Annotated in this window: 11 protein-coding genes; 5 read left to right on the top strand and 6 right to left on the bottom strand. The window is 47.3% G+C overall.

Features of this window, described 5'->3' with window-relative positions:
• Positions 1-18: 18 nt before the first annotated feature.
• The 3 genes from KKE17_06015 (at position 19) to KKE17_06005 (ending at position 2511) form a co-directional block, all read left to right on the top strand.
• Complete coding sequence (locus tag KKE17_06015) at positions 19-1734, top strand: N-acetylmuramoyl-L-alanine amidase (GenBank protein MBU1709543.1); 1716 nt, start codon at positions 19-21, stop codon at positions 1732-1734.
• 160 nt (positions 1735-1894) lie between these two features.
• Positions 1895-2185, top strand: coding sequence for a nucleotidyltransferase family protein (locus tag KKE17_06010; GenBank protein ID MBU1709542.1), 291 nt, complete (start codon positions 1895-1897; stop codon positions 2183-2185).
• Positions 2182-2511 carry a DUF86 domain-containing protein gene (locus KKE17_06005; protein MBU1709541.1) on the top strand — a complete coding sequence of 110 codons (330 nt, stop codon included), beginning with the start codon at positions 2182-2184 and terminating at the stop codon, positions 2509-2511. The genes KKE17_06010 and KKE17_06005 overlap by 4 nt, the downstream gene beginning before the upstream one ends.
• Positions 2512-2571: 60 nt before the next feature.
• On the opposite strand, the gene KKE17_06000 is transcribed toward KKE17_06005, so the two are convergent.
• The 3 genes from KKE17_06000 to KKE17_05990 are packed head-to-tail and all read right to left on the bottom strand — an operon-like array spanning position 2572 to position 10959.
• A complete protein-coding gene (locus KKE17_06000; protein MBU1709540.1) occupies positions 2572-4830 on the bottom strand; it encodes a hypothetical protein in 2259 nt (752 codons plus the stop codon).
• A gap of 21 nt (positions 4831-4851) precedes the next feature.
• Entirely contained in the window at positions 4852-5385 is a 534-nt protein-coding gene (locus KKE17_05995) for a hypothetical protein (GenBank protein MBU1709539.1), read from the bottom strand.
• Positions 5386-5406: 21 nt separating this feature from the next.
• Entirely contained in the window at positions 5407-10959 is a 5553-nt protein-coding gene (locus tag KKE17_05990) for an FG-GAP repeat protein (protein MBU1709538.1), read from the bottom strand.
• Positions 10960-11392: 433 nt separating this feature from the next.
• Between KKE17_05990 and KKE17_05985 the strand changes: the two genes are divergently transcribed.
• On the top strand, positions 11393-12145 hold the full coding sequence (locus tag KKE17_05985) for a MipA/OmpV family protein (GenBank protein MBU1709537.1): 753 nt from the start codon (positions 11393-11395) through the stop codon (positions 12143-12145).
• A 32-nt stretch (positions 12146-12177) separates the two neighbouring features.
• On the opposite strand, the gene KKE17_05980 is transcribed toward KKE17_05985, so the two are convergent.
• From KKE17_05980 to KKE17_05970, 3 genes are read right to left on the bottom strand one after another with little or no spacing between them, the layout of a single operon-like run.
• A complete protein-coding gene (locus tag KKE17_05980) occupies positions 12178-14616 on the bottom strand; it encodes an SMC family ATPase (GenBank protein ID MBU1709536.1) in 2439 nt (812 codons plus the stop codon).
• A 3-nt stretch (positions 14617-14619) separates the two neighbouring features.
• The gene (locus KKE17_05975; protein ID MBU1709535.1) at positions 14620-15870 is read right to left on the bottom strand and encodes an exonuclease SbcCD subunit D; all 1251 of its coding nucleotides are present in this window, start codon (positions 15868-15870) and stop codon (positions 14620-14622) included.
• A 5-nt stretch (positions 15871-15875) separates the two neighbouring features.
• The gene (locus KKE17_05970; GenBank protein MBU1709534.1) at positions 15876-17012 is read right to left on the bottom strand and encodes a Fic family protein; all 1137 of its coding nucleotides are present in this window, start codon (positions 17010-17012) and stop codon (positions 15876-15878) included.
• A 297-nt stretch (positions 17013-17309) separates the two neighbouring features.
• Here KKE17_05970 and KKE17_05965 point away from each other — a divergent pair.
• A partial coding sequence (locus tag KKE17_05965; protein ID MBU1709533.1) for an MFS transporter occupies positions 17310-18414 on the top strand: 1105 nt, incomplete at its 3' end.

Raw genomic sequence — 18414 nt, 5'->3', positions numbered from 1 at the left:
ATCCGCAACAGGTTCAAAATGACACAGCCCGTCATCTCTTTACAATCCCGTCTCCTTTGCCTGCTGATCCCGTTGTTAGCTGCCTGCATTCTACTGGCAGATCCGGCAACATCCACTGCAAAAGACAATTTAAGTCAACAGTATCGCCAGGCAAAATCCTCTTTCAACAAACTGGTAAAAGATACAAAACAATCGCGCTCACGGGTGGAATGGCTTCAGGGGATACACAATTTCAGACAGGTCTATCTTGCCGACCCGGATGATCAGCATGCACCTTCTTCGCTTTTCATGATGGCCAGAATGTACCGCACCATGTACTCCTGGTCGAACAACCCCCTGGACCTGGGCGAGGCCCTTGCCTACTATGAAGACGTGGCCTCGCTTTTTTCCGGGCACCGGCTTGCGGACGACTCCCTCTATGCGGTGGGGGAAATTTATCTCGATGACAAAAAAGACAGTGACCATGCCGCCCGGGTCTTTGCAAAAATAGTTGCCCTCTACCCGGATGGAGATATGGCACAGACCGCGGCTGCACAGCTTAAAAAACTGCAACCAAGCACACGCCAGAACCTATCCGCCGATGAAATGCTGCAAATGCTCGACAGCTCGTCAAAAATCTCCCCATCCGGTGTGGAAAAAGCATCTTTGCAGCCCCTGCGATTCTGGTCAAACGAGGATTATACCCGGGTAGTAATTGAAACCACATCTCCGGTTGTTTTTAAAGATTACATGCTCAATAAAGACCAGAACCATTCAAAACGCCTGTTCATCGACCTTGAAAATTGTCAAATCCCTGATAATTTCCAAGCGACCGTTCCCATCCAGGATGGTCTGATACAGCAGGCCCGCAGTTCGCAATATTCTGCCGACAATGTCCGGGTTGTGCTTGATGCCCAGTCAATCGGCGATTATAAAATTTTCAGCTTGAAAGAGCCGTTCCGCGTGGTGATCGATGTTCGCGGAACAAAGAAGGTTGAAAAAGAAAATCAAGAAAAAATCCAGTCCACTCAGCCATTATCCATTGCACGACAGCTTGGCCTTGGCATCAACCGGGTAATCATTGATCCGGGCCATGGCGGAAAAGACTGCGGCGCCATAAGCCCCAGTGGTCTCAAGGAAAAAGATGTTGTGCTCAAAATTGCCAAAAAAGTCGCTGGTTTTCTTAAATCAGAAATCGGCTCTGAAGTTGTTCTCACGCGGGACAGCGACATTTTTGTTCCTCTGGAAGAGCGTACCGCCATTGCCAACAGCAGGAACGGCGACCTGTTTATCTCCATCCATGTGAATGCTGCACCCTCAAGCGATGTCAAAGGAATCGAAACCTATTTCCTCGATCTCACTTCAAACGCCGAAGCCATGAAACTTGCCGCCCGTGAAAACGCTACATCAGCAGGCCAGATGAGCAATCTGCAGGCAATCCTCATGGACCTTATCCAAAATTCAAAGATACAGGAGTCGGCAAAACTTGCTGAATACATTCAGGATAATATGGTGACCGGCCTCAACAGCCATTACCCGAACATCACCAACCTGGGCGTAAAAAGAGCGCCGTTCATCGTCCTGGTCGGTGCCCAGATGCCTTCCATCCTTGTCGAGATCTCCTTTCTCTCGAACCCGGAGGAAGAAAAACGCCTGAAAAGCGATAAATACCTCTCAACCGTTGCTGAAAATATCGTTTCCGGAATTAATCAATACGTCACCCACCTCAACATGGCAAACCTCATGTTAAAGTAAATCGCCTCATTCCAGACAAACAGAGACCCCACCAAAAAGGAGACCGACAGAACACACATTACTTTTTCATGCATTAATTCAAACTCGACTTAATGCAAAGAATTTGTCAATATATTCTAATCATACTTTTTCCCATAATTCATATATTGAGACTCTAAGAATGAATTTGATGAAAATTCTACAAAATAAAAAAGAAGAAATTTTATCTATCGCTCAATCTCATGGTGCAATTTCATTAAGGCTATTTGGCTCATTGGCACGGGGTGATGATCACCCGGAAAGTGATATTGACTTTTTGGTTGAGATGGAGCCAGGAAGATCCCTTCTCGATCTTATTGCCATGAAACATGAAATTGAAGATCTCATCCATAAGAAGGTGGATGTTCTCACAGAACAAGCACTCTCTCCTTATATCAGAAAGGATGTCCTCCGAGACTCTATTGCCTTATGAAAAAGGATTCCGTTTATCTTCATCACATCCTCGACTCTATTGAAAAGATAGAGACCTATTCCCGTGTCGGTAGAGAAACTTTCATGTCAACATCTCATTGGCAGGATGCAATTATCAGAAATTTAGAGATTATCGGAGAAGCGGTAAAACGATTAAGTGAAGACTTTAAAAGCAATAATCCAGAAATAATCTGGAGAGATATTGCCGGTCTCCGGGATATTCTCATCCATCAATATATGGGTGTGGACCTGAATACGGTCTGGAATGTAATCGAGAACAACCTTCCGGAATTAAAACAAGTCATTCTCAATAACCTGAAATCATAACCCTTCATTCCCCATCAACGTCTCTGCACAAACCTTGTCTAGTATAGCTTTTTGCTTTCTTCATGGGAACGGCATCACATCCACAGGATAAGGTGTAAGATCTGTTGGAATTGGCCGTTCATCGGCAAGCGGATCACAAGGAACATTCTGGAGCAGCAAATCAACATCCGCAATCCAGCAGTACCATTCAGCAAGATAATGATGTTGCCGGGTTCCTCTATATGTACCTGGCTGTTGGGGCTTAAGAGGAGTTGGGATTGGCCATATGATATTTCCGTCCGGGTCTCTCTCTTCCTGGGCCCTGGCACTTGAAAAAGAATAATATTCAGCCGAACTTTCTATGACTGAAGAATTCACAACAGTTATCCAGCTTGTATCCGGATCAGGCTTGTCCGTGAGAATAATCAACCTGGAGTATCTCCCTGCAGGCAAATTGTTAACCTGCGCTGCAAGGTAGGGTATGACCTGATTGGTCTGTGGGTCGAGCAATGAAAATGATAACTGATAGGTTACATCATAAGGATCGATATACGGTTCTCCCTCGGATATCTCATTCAAAACGTCATTGTTGTTCTTGTCCACATAATCGAGCATTGCCGGATCATTCCGGATCTGATCCGCAGTATATAGTTGATTGTCAATCACCACCTGGTCTGTTGAGTTCCATAGCACATGATGATCCGGTTCACTTAAGTTTTTCATGCCGACTGCCACCGCCACATCCTTTTCATCACCAAGCGTACCGTAAAATACCACTCGTAATGAAAGGTCGGTAATTCCAACAGGTATGGGATCGCCGGAAAAATCGAAATCAAATTGGACCCAATCGCCAGTACTCATTGTTTCTGCGGGCACGTTCCAAAAATCGGAGGTCGAATAGGAATAATCCGCTTCTCTCGATGTTTGACTCGGCGGATCAGTTGAAAGATCGGGCTGATAATCAGTGCGCCGTTTATACCTGGCTACGGCTATCATTTCCCCCCCCTGCATGATTTCGTCGGGTGTCGTGTTTCTCACCTTTGCCTTAATAGTAGTGAATGCCGGCATCAGTACAGGGCCGTTTCCAAAATCAAATTCCAAAAGCCTTGCTCCATCTGCAACCGAATAGACATGCCCAGACGGCTCGCTTATATCAAGAGTCCCGCGAAAAAAATAATCAATAAGAGCAGTAGAGTACCCAACGGCTCTTGGAACGAGTACGGATACATAATCTTCATGTACAAAGTCGTCCTGTCCGTAAGGAGTAAAATCATAATAGCCACCAATCAGACATTCCCGGGCCAGGTAACCCAAGGAGGCCAGTCTGATCACCTTACCGTCTCCTACATTTCCATGAATATAGATTTTATTATCTTTAAACCCATCTCTGGCATCAACTTCCTCAGGATTATTCCAGTCGATTAGCCAGACATCCGTGTCATTCTCAGCAGGATGCGGGAAATCACTGCTGAATACGGTGTCTTTGCTGAAAAAATTAGCATTGGTATATTCGGCCAGGCCGAGATTTGAGGTCTGGGTTATAAGCTTGTCTGGATTTGCTGTAGTGTATTCGTTCTGATCCCAAAGGGCTGATATGGGATAAGGAGCAAGGGCTTTATCAGCATCCGTCTTATGGTCGAGTTTCGTGAATATTGACGGATCGATCTTGAAACGGCTGGCAGGATCGTTCGGAAAATTGTAATTGATTTTTGGCTGGTTTTCTACTTTTGAAGCCCACTTTTCATAAGGATCTTTGCGCCAGGTGGGTTCCATAATGATACCTCCCAAGGGATGCGAATCATTCCTGACATGCACGGGAACCGCCATGTCGGCTACCAGGTGAGTCAGATGTCCGACTGACTTGAAGGTGTCGGCAAAATACTTTTCATCACCGGTTTTTAAAGCCTGATAATAATACTCCCTGGCCCATTCCCAGGAATTATAGTTGGGGAAAAAGAGTGTCGCGGTATTTAATTGCGACCAGACAATGGATGACCTGAAATAAGGCCAGAGAAAAATATCAAGCCCTGCTTCATCCCATGGTTTTAGGGGGTTATGAAAGTGCCTGAGATACCTGAATCCATAGATTGCACCGTCTTCGTCTGTGCCGCCACGACCAATCCACCTTTCAATAGTGAGTTTTACATTATCTTTTACAATGTAAGTATCTAATCCATATGTAAAGCCAATCATATTCAGAAGATTTGTAGTTTTTAAAATCGACTGGTTAGCGGCATTAATGTTTATTTCTGGATGAACTTTTTCATCGTCATAAGCATAACATGATGAATATACGAAGTAATATACAACAAGTAGAACAACAAAATGTTTGTATTTCATATTTTATACCAGATTCATGTGTTAAGGATTCAAACCAACAGCTTTCCTTTCAATTTCTTCAAGACTTTGTAATGTTCTGTATGCTTCAGGTGGTGCCGACCCTGGATATAAATTACTGAGATTATCCCTTCTCCCCTCCCTGGTCTTCAACTTCGGCAACTTGATGGTCACATACTGGTTTTCAGGAAATTCTCCATCCTGCCATTGACTGATACTTGTTCCTCGATGCCGAGGAAACGCACCATAACCCGGCTTGAAAATGATTGTCTGTGAGTGTGGTTGCCACACCTGAAACGGCCTGAAGGCAAATACCCTGTGTTTTATGTTGAATTCCCCGTTGGCATCGGTAAGGACCTCCACTGCATCGGCAAAATCGGTTACGGAATAAATCCCTTCAGTATAAAACCGCATGAAGACCACGGCGCCCTCTATGGGTTCCTCGGTTTCCTTGACCACCACCTTGCCCATGTATGGCCCGTAACTTTTCGTGATGGCGCATCCCGAACACAGGCCCAGGGCAATAATAATGAACACCAGATTTTTGATACATTTCATGAATATTTCTCCATGCATGTTTTAGAAACTCTCAATCTTCCAGAGACCTTTCTCGTCAAGGGTAAAATAGATATAGTATGTTATGATTACAGGAGAGCCATTTATATCATGAATCCTGTTAATCCTGTATTCCGCTCGATTGTCCTCAGTATAGATCATTTCAATCGGTTGCATTTCTGAGACGATCTGCGGCAGTTGAACAGCAAGAGCATTAAACATCCCACTGTATTGATCACGGGCTTTTTCGACAAAGTGAGCCAGACCGGTTTCAATATCACCCCCCGCCAACGCTGCTTTCATCCCATCCCATTTGGCCTTGAGAAGAATATCAAGCTCGGCTTTATCCATTACTAGAACTGATGCCGAGTCTGTATAAGGATCACCCAATTCATCCACCGCCTCAACAGTAAAGGTGTAGACGCCAGGTATAGTCATCCGCACCTTAAATGTGTCCTCCTCAGTCTCGGGTAAATACTCAACTGCTCCCGGCCCTGAGTCAGTGATTGTTGGAGCACCGGCAAAACCGAAGTTGCCGCGGACAATCAAACTGGTCTCAAACGGCGCAATGCCTGATTCCATTGTTGAGATGAGTCTAATGTAATCCCCACCGGGCTGGTAGAAAACCGTAATTGATTTGTCTGAAATCGATCCATCCGCCATTTCCGCCTGCACCGTAATCACATTCTCGCCTTCTTCAAGAATAACCCGATTGGCAATGTATTGGTCGCCACTGACCAAGGCAGGTATGCTGTTCACCGTTACTCCGATTTCATCACTACCCCCATTATAAATCGTACCCTTGACGGAAATATTCGGCCTGTCAATAATCTCGCCGTCTAATGGGGTTTCAATCTCCACCCTGAAGGCATTAGGATCAATTGAGGTAACAGTTACTGTTTCCTGTGCCGTTCCCGCAATATTTGTCGCAGTGATGGTGTAGGTAGTCGTCTGGGTTGGCGCAATTACCGTCGAGCTATCGGCAGTAATAATGCCGATTCCCGGTTCAATGGTCACGGTATCTACGTTGGATGCTGACCAAACAAGAGTTGCCGATTCACCGTTGAATATTGTTGAGGGGGTGGCTGAAATAGATGCTGTCGGCGGTGAGACAACCTCGATCGTCACACTTGATGATACCTCACCCCCTGGACCTGAAGCTGTTAATGTATATGTTGTAGTTTCTAATGGAAGAACATCTCTTCTTGTATAACTAGGCACAATCCCTATCCCATTATCAATAGAAGTCGTTGTTGCATATTTTACTTCCCAACCTAACCATGCTCTATTGCCTAAAACCACTTTTGTGGGCTGGGCATTAAAAAAAACTATTTCGGGGGGGCTCGGTCGGACATTGACAGTTATACTATCAGTAGTTGATCCTCCTCTACCAATAGCTGAAATTGTATAAATCATTGTCTGAGTGGGATATACCCTTGCTTCTCTACTCCAGACATATATAGATGACCAACCATATGATTGTGTAAATTCCGCAGTATAAGCATCCTCGATAGACCAAGATAAATATGCTGGTTCTCCCTGCATAATGTCCATAGGGTCAGCAGTAATACTGATATCAGGGGGGTACAACACCAATACCGTCACGCTGTTTTTAGCTATTCCCCCCGAACCTGTTGCCGACAAAGTATATATAGTCGTTTCAATGGGAGTAACTGTAAGAGATCCGCTTGCCGGAACTTCGCCTATTCCATTATCAATAGTAGCTGTATCACCCTCAGACCAATTCCAGGAAAGAGTGGTTGATTCTCCCCCGAAAAGTATTAACGACGAAGCTGTAATATGGGCTTCCGGAGGCACGGGGCCGAGAGTTACTGTTGTTGATGATGTTGATTCTCCAAGTGGACCGGAGGCATGAATGGTGTAGGTGGTTGTATCAGAAATTGAAATAGCGAGAGTGCCGTTACATGGGACAATCCCTATTTCTGGTTCGATAAAACAGGAATCCGCCTGAATCGAATGCCAGGACAGGGTCGCCTCGCCGGTTGGAGTTATAGGTGGCCCTGCATCAAGATCTACGTAGACTTCCGGTATTGGAAAAATATACGCAGCACCAGCCCCCCCACCATTGTCACTATCTCCCGCAGCCCCCGCATTACCCAACCCTTCAGGATCAAGATATCCGGAACCGATAACCGCAAGATCATCATACAGTGAAACCCTGAAGCTATAAGCAAAATCTTTGTGGTAGCTTGTGGGTATTCGGGCAGTTTCAGCCCAGGATTCACCTTCTCTTTTGTAAATATATGCTGATACATTCTCCCCATATTGGTTGTTATTGTAGTCGCCAACAATCGCATAATCACCATTTATGGAAACAGAATCGCCATAATTCACACTACTTTCAAGACTTGGCTCCAACCTTGCTACTCGAGTCCATTGCCAACCATCTCTCTTGTAAATATAAGCATTCCCACCATATGGATTATTATTTTTACTACCAACTATGACGTAGTCCCCGTCAATGGACACGGAACGTCCAAAATTATAGACAAGATCAGTATCAGGCGGAAGAAGTTTTGTATGTTCGATCCAGGCATCATCTTTTCGCTTAAAGACATAAACCGACCCGCCATAACCATCATCCTTATTGCCTTGTGCGCCTACTACTGCATATTCCCCGCTAATCGCAACCGCATTACCAAAATAATCCACTTGATTATTATCGTCTGGTAGAAGTTTGGCGTGCTGAGCCCAGCTTTCCCCTTCACGTTTAAAAATATAAGCCGCCCCTGAATCAATTAATGAATTGTTTTCATACTTATGGGCGCCGACAATAGCATAGTCGCCGTCTATATCCACAACAGTGCCAAATTCCCCTTCTTCGTTAGGGTCGCTTGCTTTAAGTTCCGCCTGCTCGATCCATTTATAGCCGTCGCGTTTATAAATAAATGCCGAACCAGGAAGAGTCGAGTAGCCCCCATCCGCTCCGATTATTGCATAATTTTCGGAAATTGCCACGGCTTTGCCAAACCTGTCAAGCGACACACCCCTAGCGGGCTTGAGCTTGACAGGGCCTACACTTATTTTCACATTGGAAGTCGCTTTGCCGTCAGGACTGATAGCAACTATCGAATAAATTATGGATTCTGAAGGTGTAATCGTGACCGAGCCGTTGGGAGGTACGCTGCCAATATCAGGAATTATCACACATGACTCGGCATTTACTGAATCCCAAGATAATATTGCTGACTCACCAAAACCTATCATTTCATTATCAGCTTCAATACGGACAGTAACCTTGGGCACATCATAGAAATATATTGCTCCATTATTTAGATCATATAAAGGATAAAGGTGTGGGGCGCCAACCATAATATTATCCCCGCTGATAGACACAGAGGTTCCAAACCGGTTACCAGGAGCGCCGTCACAAGAAGTTATTTTTAAATGGTCCTCCCATATGTCTCCATAACGTTTATAGACATTTATTGCCCCGGCGCCACTGCCATTTTCTTCATCATATATACCAATAACCGCCGTATCACCACTGATAGAAACTGCATGAGCAGAACGCATTAAACTCGTCTTCTGTTTATAACTCAGTCGAGCCTGTTCAACCCATTGAGTGCTGTCATTCTTAAAAACATACGCTATATAGGGGTCATCGCCACTTTCGTTTCGCGCACCTTTTCCTACAATTAAGGTATTACCTTCAATTGCCAATGAACTTCCGAAGCCATCTGATTCTTTAGGGTTACTTAAAGTTATTTTTTCCTGCTCATGCCATCCATTCTCGTCGCGCTTGAATACATATACAGCACCAGCATTCCATACACCTTCTTCATCCCTGCTTGGTGCCCCAATAACCGCATAATCACCGCTGATTGAAATGGAGCTACCAAATTGATCGCCAGGTACGGCATCGCTTGCAAACAACTCAGTTTGTTCAACCCAATTTTCTCCTTCTCGCTTGAACACATATACTGAAAAAGCATTCCCTAAACTACCGACAAAAATATAATCACCGCTGATTGCCACTGTTCTCCCGAATTTGTCCCGAAGAGAAGAATCATGCGGTATGAGCTTGGCGGTTTCAACCCAGTTTTCTCCATCTCGTTTATATACATATGCTGCACCTATTACATATGTTACATATGAACTATATTCCCCATCAGCACCTACAACAGCATAATCACCATCCATTGCAACTGATTTACCGAATGTAAAATGATTTTTTAAATCATTGGGAGTTAGCTCGCTTTTCTTGACCCAACCTTGAGCTTCATTTTTATAGATATATGCTTTGCCATAGGCATACCTAGAACCGGAATATGGTGCCCCAACGATGGCATATTCACCACTCATGGCACCCGAATAACCCAACCATTTTGAATAATTTTCAACAATTTTTTCTGCGCCGAGACATGCAGACTTATGGTACACGGTTACGGGATATTCAGAATAGGCAACAACCGGTTCGTTGACATCGTCGTCAATAATTGCATAAACATAAAAAGCACCATTTGATATCTGTGAGGTGTCCCAGAAGTATTCATCTCCGACACCATCAAGCTCGGCGTTTATCCCGGCAACAATGAGTTTTCCATCCATTCCCTGATTATCTACATCATAGAAAAGCGAAACCGTTGCGTTACCGACAGGGGCATCATCCATCCATTGAATTATAAATCCCGCGTCAGCAATATCCTGCATATTATTTGGTTCAATTATGGTTACAGTTGGCTCCGCATTCAATTCCAAAACTTCTACGATCACTGTTGCTGTTTCTGTACCCCCAGGACCGGAGGCTGAGATAGCATATGCTGTTGTGACTATAGGATTAACTGACAATGATCCCGCAACTTGAACATTCCCTATGCCGTTATCAATACTTACTGTCTCGGCATTCGTTGAACTCCATGATAAAACCGCCGACTCACCGTTATAAATTGTCATGGGATCGGCACTCATTAAAACCGTGGGAGGCTGGGGCGGATCGCTTACATTAATAGTGGTTTGGTCTGTAACTGTTTCGCAAGGTCCCACCGCAGATATTGTATATATTGTAGTTTCGAGGGGGCTTACAGATATTGATCCGCTTAAATCGACAGAACCAATTGCCGGTTCTATACTGACAGAGACAGCGTTAGTGGAATTCCATTCCAGAGTTGTTGCTTCCCCGGTGTAAATTGAAGCTTGTTCAGCCGACAATGCTATGCTGGGCGTTTCAGCCTGGCAAAAAACACTAATTGAGAGATAGCCTTCCGGTGCACCATTCAATTCCACAACGATGGTGTTTTCTGAATTGAGGTTTAATACAGTTTCTAGAAGGTGTACGTTCTGGTTGAAATCACTTGGGCGAAATATTTCAATTCCATTTACACTAACAGTGGCGCTGCTTACTTGATTATCAACACGATGTTCGCCATTCCAGCTGCCATTCTCGACAGTAAATAATGCCTCACCAGCGGAAAATTGAAATGTATCTGTATAGACAGTTGTTTGTCCGATTGATCTCGTGTATGTCTTTGGTCCAAATATTGTGCTTCCAGATACCGGTGAACTAAATACAACAATGCATAAAATCAATTGGAGTAATAAAAATAGTTTTTTCATAAAAGTTATCCTGACCAATGGTATGCGAGCAAAAAGGATAAAAATGATTGTCAGGATTAACTAACAAAAAACACACTCCCTCGTCAATAAAAAATGCATCGGATTGTTATTGCCACTTTACACAACTTTTTATTTGAGATTCAATTTCGAGAGGAATCTATAGCCTGTCAGTGTCAATTACGCTTAAATACTGTATGGTGACTGTCTAGTTCACTTGATTGTCTCTGGGGTAAACCTTTTTGATGAGTTCATGGTGTAATATTGCAAGACAACATTACAAACTGCATGTAATATTTTGATGATTATGTACATGAAATCCACTACCTTTTCCAAATTCTTAATTATTTCTTTAATCCTCCAAGCCTGCATTCTTCTAAGGGCAGATATCTCTGCTGCAGAGCCTGCGGCGCCTCACCAAAAACCCCTATGGGAAATGGGCTTGTTCAACAGCGCCATGTCTTTTCCCCATTATCCCGGGTCCAACGAGCAAAGCTACTATGTCCTGCCGTTTCCTTACTTTGTCTATCGGGGAGAATATTTCAGATCCGACCGGGACGGCTTCAAAGGAATGTTCTTCAAATCAAGGTATCTGGAATCAAGTATTTCATTATCAGGATATCCGCCCATTGACGGTGACAATGGTGCCAGGGAAGGCATGCCTGAGCTTGGGGCGCTGTTCGGGGTCGGCCCGGAACTGAAATGGCACATTACCAACAATGAATCAGATCACCCCCTCTACCTTTCAACCGCGATTCAGGGGGTCTCTTCAGCCAGATTCAATTCCTTTATATCCATTTATTATGAAGGAGTCCGCTACAGTGCAACACTGCGATACAAGAATGAAACGCTCTTAAAGCCACCGGGATCTTCTTTAGGAATAAGCGCCGCGCTGTATTATGCCGACGCCGACCTGAACGGTTTTTTCTATGACGTTGACCAGGAATACATCCGAAATGATCGACCCTACTATCGCTCCGGGAAAGGACCTGCCGGGCACAGCCTGGCAACTTACGTGGTCTACGGCCTCAACGACAAATTTTCAGTGAGCGGCTATCTCAGATGGGACAATGTTTCACACGCAGTTTTCAACGACAGCCCCCTGGTCAAACAGGACGACACCTTTATTGTCGGCATATCGCTGATCTGGAAAATGTATAAATCCAAGAAAATGGTGGATGCGGATTAGTATTTACCATCCAACCGTTGATGGATTCATCTTTATTCAAGGGAAATAATCTGATCGGTGACCTCGGTGAATGCCACATCATGGCTGATCAGGAAGAGTTGGTCGTACCAGTGCTCGGTGACCTCCTCGCGGCCGACATCGATTGCCCGGAAGGCCTGGGCGAGATTTTCCCGGCGCGCCGCGTCAAGGTTTGAGGTGGGCTCGTCAAAAAACGCAACCCGTGCGCCGATGGTCTGCAGCAGGGCGAGGCGCAGGGCCACCACGGCGCTCATTGTCTGACCGCCGGACAACTGGTCATCGGTTCGCTCCCGCAACTCCCCTTCCGGCATGTCCCGCAGAATGATCTGGTATTTATCGCCCCAGCACAATTCCTCATCGGTTTCAGCAATGCTGCGGTAAATGCGGTCCGCCCGTAAACTTATTTCCTCGCGGAAACGCTCTGAAAGCTGCGCCGAAACATTATTGAAGATCCTGGTGCGCAGGAATTTAACCAACTCTTCCTTGCCTTCAAGGGTTTTCTTCTGAGCCTCCCGTTCCTTGATCTCCTGTTTAATCTGCTGCATTTTCTTGATCTCTTCGTCAAGACGGAGGCGGTCCTTGCCAAGGTCAGTGATTTTCTGCTTGAGGGTGGCAACACCGGCGAGCAATTGCTCTTTTACCAGGCGTTCTTCGGCATGACGCATGGGATCATACTCTTTTTCCAGGGTAACAAGTTCTTTCTGTCTGGCAGCAAGATCCTCTTTCAACTTCTCAATGAGCGCCAACATCTTTTTCAGGGATTCACGCCGATTATTCAAATCCTGCGCATCCTTCTGGTTGGCAAAGAATGCATCGCGCGCGGCCTGATGTTGGGTGCGTAATTTCTCGATCCTGGTTATTTCCGCATCAAGATTACTGTATCGTTTAAGGTCTTCTTTCCGGGCTAAAGCCTTTTTGTCAGCCTCTGCCTGCTGTTTCCTGGTCTCTTCAAGCCCTTGTTGGCGCTTATTATTTTCCTGTCGCCTTCTGGACAGGGCGGTCAGCTGTTTTTCAAGTTCCTGGGCGCGTACCGCAAGTGCATCCAACTCCTGCCGGGCTTTTTCAGCTGCGTCGATCTCCTGATTCAGCCCAGCCATTTGTTTGACCAACTCAAGGCTCTCTTTGTCCAGTTCGGCTACCCTGCTGCTGAAGACGTCACGGGGTGCCTTACCGGCAATATTTTCACACGGTTCCTTGAAAAAAGGACAAACACCCTGGGCCAATTTTTCCTTGCCTTCCTGGAGGCCCAGCCGCTTGCCTTCAATAAGACCTTGTGCCGAGGAGAGCTTTTTCAGCTCTTTTTTCAGGTCCGCCAATCGCGCCGCATTTTTGGCAAGGCTTTCATCCGCCACCAGGGTTTTCTGCTGGTCCCTGATTTTACCTTCCTCTTCTGTGAGCTGAAGGTCAATCCTTGAAACTTCTCTGCTTTCGTGTTCCAGGGTCTGGGCCAGGCGGGTAGTTTCCTTATCCAGGACACTACTCTCCTTTTCGATCTGCCTTCGCTGCTTGTCCTGCTGCCGCAGCGACGCAAGACTTGCCTCCGCCGCGACAAACGCCTCCTTGCCCGCTGTGCTTTTTTCAAGAGTTTCAACGGCCGATTCGGCTTCTGCGACCCGCTTTTTCTGGTCGGCAATTTTCGCTTCCCCGTCACGAATACGGTTTTGAAAAATCTGAATATCCGACTTCACCGCATTGGTTGTTTTTTCCTGCGCGTCCAGTTTGGCAAGCTGCTTTTCGGTCTTCGATAATGTTGTTTCTTTTCCCGTCAGTTCCTTCTTCTGTGCTTTTGCTTCCGCATCCAAACCAGTCAATTCCTTCTTGCGTTCGGGAAGCACTGCAATCTGTTCCTCTTTGCCCTGTATCTCCACGCTCAATACTTCAATTTTATTTTTGACTGCTGCCAGCAGGGTGCTGGTGCCCTTATAGGTTTTGCGCCAGGCATCAATCCCCAAAATCTCGTCAAAGGCTTCCTGACGTTTGGTGGGTTGTTTGAGGACAAAGGGTCCGAGAAATTCGTTCTGAAAGGGGCCGATCACCAGTTTGTATTGCTCGGCCAAGGGGCGACCGCTATCAAGACCCAGGAGTTCCTTGAGTCGCGCTTCGGTTTCCTGGGCGCCGGCATGGTCCTCCACCTCAAAAGCGCCGCCGATTTCTCTGGCCAGCAGCCATTTGGATCCGGCCCCGACACTGCGGGAGGCCTGAAAGGTCTCTTGAGCATCGGTTTGAAAGGTTACGGTGATTTCTCCCTTTTTAGCGCCGATGGTGATGAACCGCTCGATATTACCGACAAAATCGCGGGCATCAACCCCGAACAGGGCATAGCCGATAGCCTCAAAAATCGTACTTTTCCCCGCGCCGTTGTCACCGGAAAGGACGTTGATGCCATTGACAAAGTGCAGCTCTTTGTCGCGATGGGATTTGATATTTTTGAGTGAAATGGAAAGTATCTGCATGTGTCAGTTCTGCTCCGAGAACAACCCGAGCAATTCATCGTCTTCAACATCACCCTTCAAAACCAGATCCCGGATCGCTAGGGACAACCTGGCCAACTCCTGCTCCCGGCCCTTATAAATGCTGTGGGCACCGATCAATTCATGGAGCACATCATTTTCAATCTCAGCAAGGGACTTTTTCACCAGGTCCTCACACCCGGCGCGGGTCAGAAGAGACAGGTGGTTTTTTATTTCAACGTGCAATGGCGCGGCAAACTCATCCAGTGCCAGGCGCAGTCGTTCGCGCCCCAGTTCAAAAGGGTGAAATCCCACCCGGCCGGTGAGTTTCAATTCCAGCAGAGGCTGGCGCCCGTCATTCTGTCCAATAAGCTTTTCGCGGACCTGATCACGAAAACTGTCAAGGGCGGTATGAGCATCCGGCGCGCCATCCAGATTGATCACCTCCACCAGCATGGGCCGGGGATTGACGGGTCTGAATTCCGGAGAAAACCTACCCTCGTCAATGGTAACAAAATAATAGCCCTTATCGTATTTTTCCTCGCCGAAATTCACCCGTTCCGGGGCGCCGGGGTTATAGGCGTAAGGTTTTCCTTCCGGGGTTTCGATGACGTATGGCTTGTGGCCGTGGCCCAGGGCGACATAAGCGAATTTTTCAGCCAGGGGATGGGCCTCTTCGATCGTCATATTGCCGATCTCAACCGGTGAATATTTCCAGATGCCCACATGGAAGAGCAAAAGGTTATTGTCGGTGGTCGCCGCATTGCAGATGCGTTCAACATGGCTGCCGGCCTGAGCGCCGATATAGCCAAGGCCATAGATATTAAGACCGTTGATTATAATATGGCCGCCCATGCCGGTTTGTTCATCAAATGGCTTAAAAAGGTATTCGCCGTCTTCGGTACGGTCCGGACGCAGCAGGCGGATATAGCCCATTTCGGAAAGGGCTTCCATCCAGGAAATATTATTGCGCCGGTGAATCCAGTCATGATTGCCTTCAATGGCAATACACGGAATGCCGGCCTGCTTCAGGGGTTGCAGGGTTTCGATGGTCTTGGCAAAGGTCTTGGGGAGGATCTGGCCGGTGTGGAAGAGATCGCCGCCGATCAGCACAAAGTCAACCTTTTCACGCACCGCATCTCCCACGATACCTGCCAGGCAACTGAAGAAATCTTCGTAGCGCGCCCCTTCGCCCGGCGAGTTGCGGTAGGTTTTACCAAGATGTATGTCGGCTGTGTGGATGAAGCGTGTCTGCATAATTTCTATTCAATGAACTCCTGCCCGCTATTCTTTTTGATTTCATAACTTGTACTTCTACCGCTCCCTGGTCTCCTTTGCACCAGACCCTTTTCTTCTAGATCTTTCAGGTCGCGACTGGCAGTGACCTTACTGCATTTTGTCATTCCAGCATATTTACGGGTGGTCATGAAACCTTCAAAACGCTCCCCGGCATCCAGTAATTTATTGAGAACTTTACGCTGCCGGTCATTGATCCCTGCTTCGCCATACAAATTCCAAAATGCCGCTTTCTGGACCACCTGATCAATGATCCATCGCGATTCATCTATTGCGGCGCTGAGTGTCTTAAAAAACCATAACAGCCAGCCGTTGATATCAAGCCCTTGTTTACCGGTTTCTTCAAGAATATGATAATAGCCTTTCTGATCCAGGCGAACATGCCTGGAAAAAGATATCACCTGAATTGGCAGGGGGAAATCCATTGACAGCAGATAATCGGTTATGGCCCTGCCGACCCTGCCGTTGCCGTCATCAAAAGGATGAATCATGATGAACCAGAGATGCGCGATTCCGGCCTTGAGAAGAGAATCGATCCGGTTATCACTGTTAACCCATTGCAGAAAGCGAGCCATTTCAGCAGCAACACCACTACCCGGAGGCGCAAGATAATGGACTTTTTCCCTGGTTATCGGTCCGGAAATAATCTGCATGGGCTCTTTCCCCCGGTATGCACCGACGCGGATCTTATTGAGTCCGGAATAACCGGTGGGAAAAAGGGCGGCGTGCCAGGCAAACAACATCTCTTCAGTGAGCGGCCCGCCGGTATTCTCCCGGGCATCCATCAGCATGGCCACCAGATCATCTGTTCGCCTGTCGGAAGCATCATGATCTACCGGTAGCCCGAGACGCTTCCTTGCCGAGGCTCTTACCGAGCTGCGACGCAACATCTCTCCTTCAATGGCTGATGTTTCAAGGGCATCCTCGGTCAATACCTGGGCTCTGGCATCCAGCAGGCTGTCCACCGCAAGAGTACGACAGGTCATTTCAAGACCGCCCATCAGGCGAGATAAAGCGGTGAGTTCCGGCAACAACTTCCCGGCATCGTAGGTGAAATCAGGCCAGCCCCTGTGTTGCCATATCCATTTCTGATTCGATTCCATGGGATAATCATATCAAACGTGACACGATTAAGCAAGATAATCGCATCAAACTGCATGCGGGTGACTCATGAAAAGCTCGAAATGCGAAACAATCAGGATCGAAGAAAAAAATCTCTGTCGGTAGTTATTTAGTGGTAATCACGATTTTTTTTATCCTTGCCCGCAAATAGCAGAACACATTTTTACCAGATTTGACCCTGACTTTTCCTGCAGGAAATACGGGCTAATCATTCATAAATATGATTATAAGGGATGATGTTCTTCAAACCCCTTGCTGCCAATGCCGCTGAACCGCCCATGCAACGACACCTGTTGCTGCCAATACTGCTTTCCGTGTTCATCGCCCTTCTGGGGATCGGCATCATTGTCCCGGTCATGCCGGTGTTCGCCGAAAGTCTCGGAGCCGGAGGTCTGGCCCTGAGCTTCATCGTTGCAGCCTTTTCCCTCACCCGGGGGTTTTGTCAGCCGGTGGTGGGTAATCTTTCAGACCGTTGGGGACGGAAGAGATTTCTCGTTGCCGGCCTTGCGGTCTATGCCCTGGTGGGTCTGATGATGCCTGAGGCCACCACCATGGGCTCGCTGCTATTGATCCGCGCCCTGCATGGTGTGGGCTCGGCAATGATCGTGCCGGTGGCCATGGCCTATGTCAGCGATCTGGCGCCGGTGGGCCAGGAAGGCCGCTACATGAGCCTGCTGAATATCGCCATCTTTACCGGGTTCGGCAGCGGCCCGTTGCTGGGCGGAATTTTTACCGATCTCTGGGGTATGGCCTCGGCCTTTTATTTTATGGCGGGCTTCAGTTTTCTCGCCCTGATGCTGATCCTGCTGCAATTACCGGCAAGTCCGGCGTCCTCCCGGAAGAATAAACGCGGTGCCGGAGTGATCAAATCCCTGGGAATGATGCTTGCTTCCCGCCGCACAGCCGGGATTCTTATGACCCGTCTGGCGACGATGATTATCATGGTGCCCACCATGGCTTTTCTTCCCCTGCTGATGCACCAGCTGTTTCAGGCAAGTGGTAAGGAGATCGGCCTGGTGATCGCCGCCCGGACCCTGGTTAATGCCGTATTGCAGTCCCCCTGTGGCCGACTTGCAGACCGGATGGACAAAATACTCCTGCTGCGGGCTGGCTGTCTGATCATCAGCACGGTGATGTGCCTTATACCGTTGGCTGGTAATTTCTGGGTCCTGATCGGATTGTTTGTGATCCTGGGCAGCGGTGAGGCACTGATCTGGCCGACCCTGGGGGCGCTGGCCACCGAAGAGGGGCGGCGTTTTGGTCAAGGGACCATGATGGGGGCATTCAACCTGGCGATGAGCGGCGGAGTTTTTATCGGAGCCATGGGGGCGGGTTTCACCTCCGACCTTTTCGGCCTGCACTGGTCTTTTGTGCTGATCGGTG

Source organism: Pseudomonadota bacterium, from assembly GCA_018823135.1.
GTDB lineage: Bacteria > Desulfobacterota > Desulfobulbia > Desulfobulbales > CALZHT01 > JAHJJF01.
The sequence above is the reverse complement of the archived record's forward strand: the minus strand, read 5'-3'. Positions and strand labels throughout refer to the sequence as shown.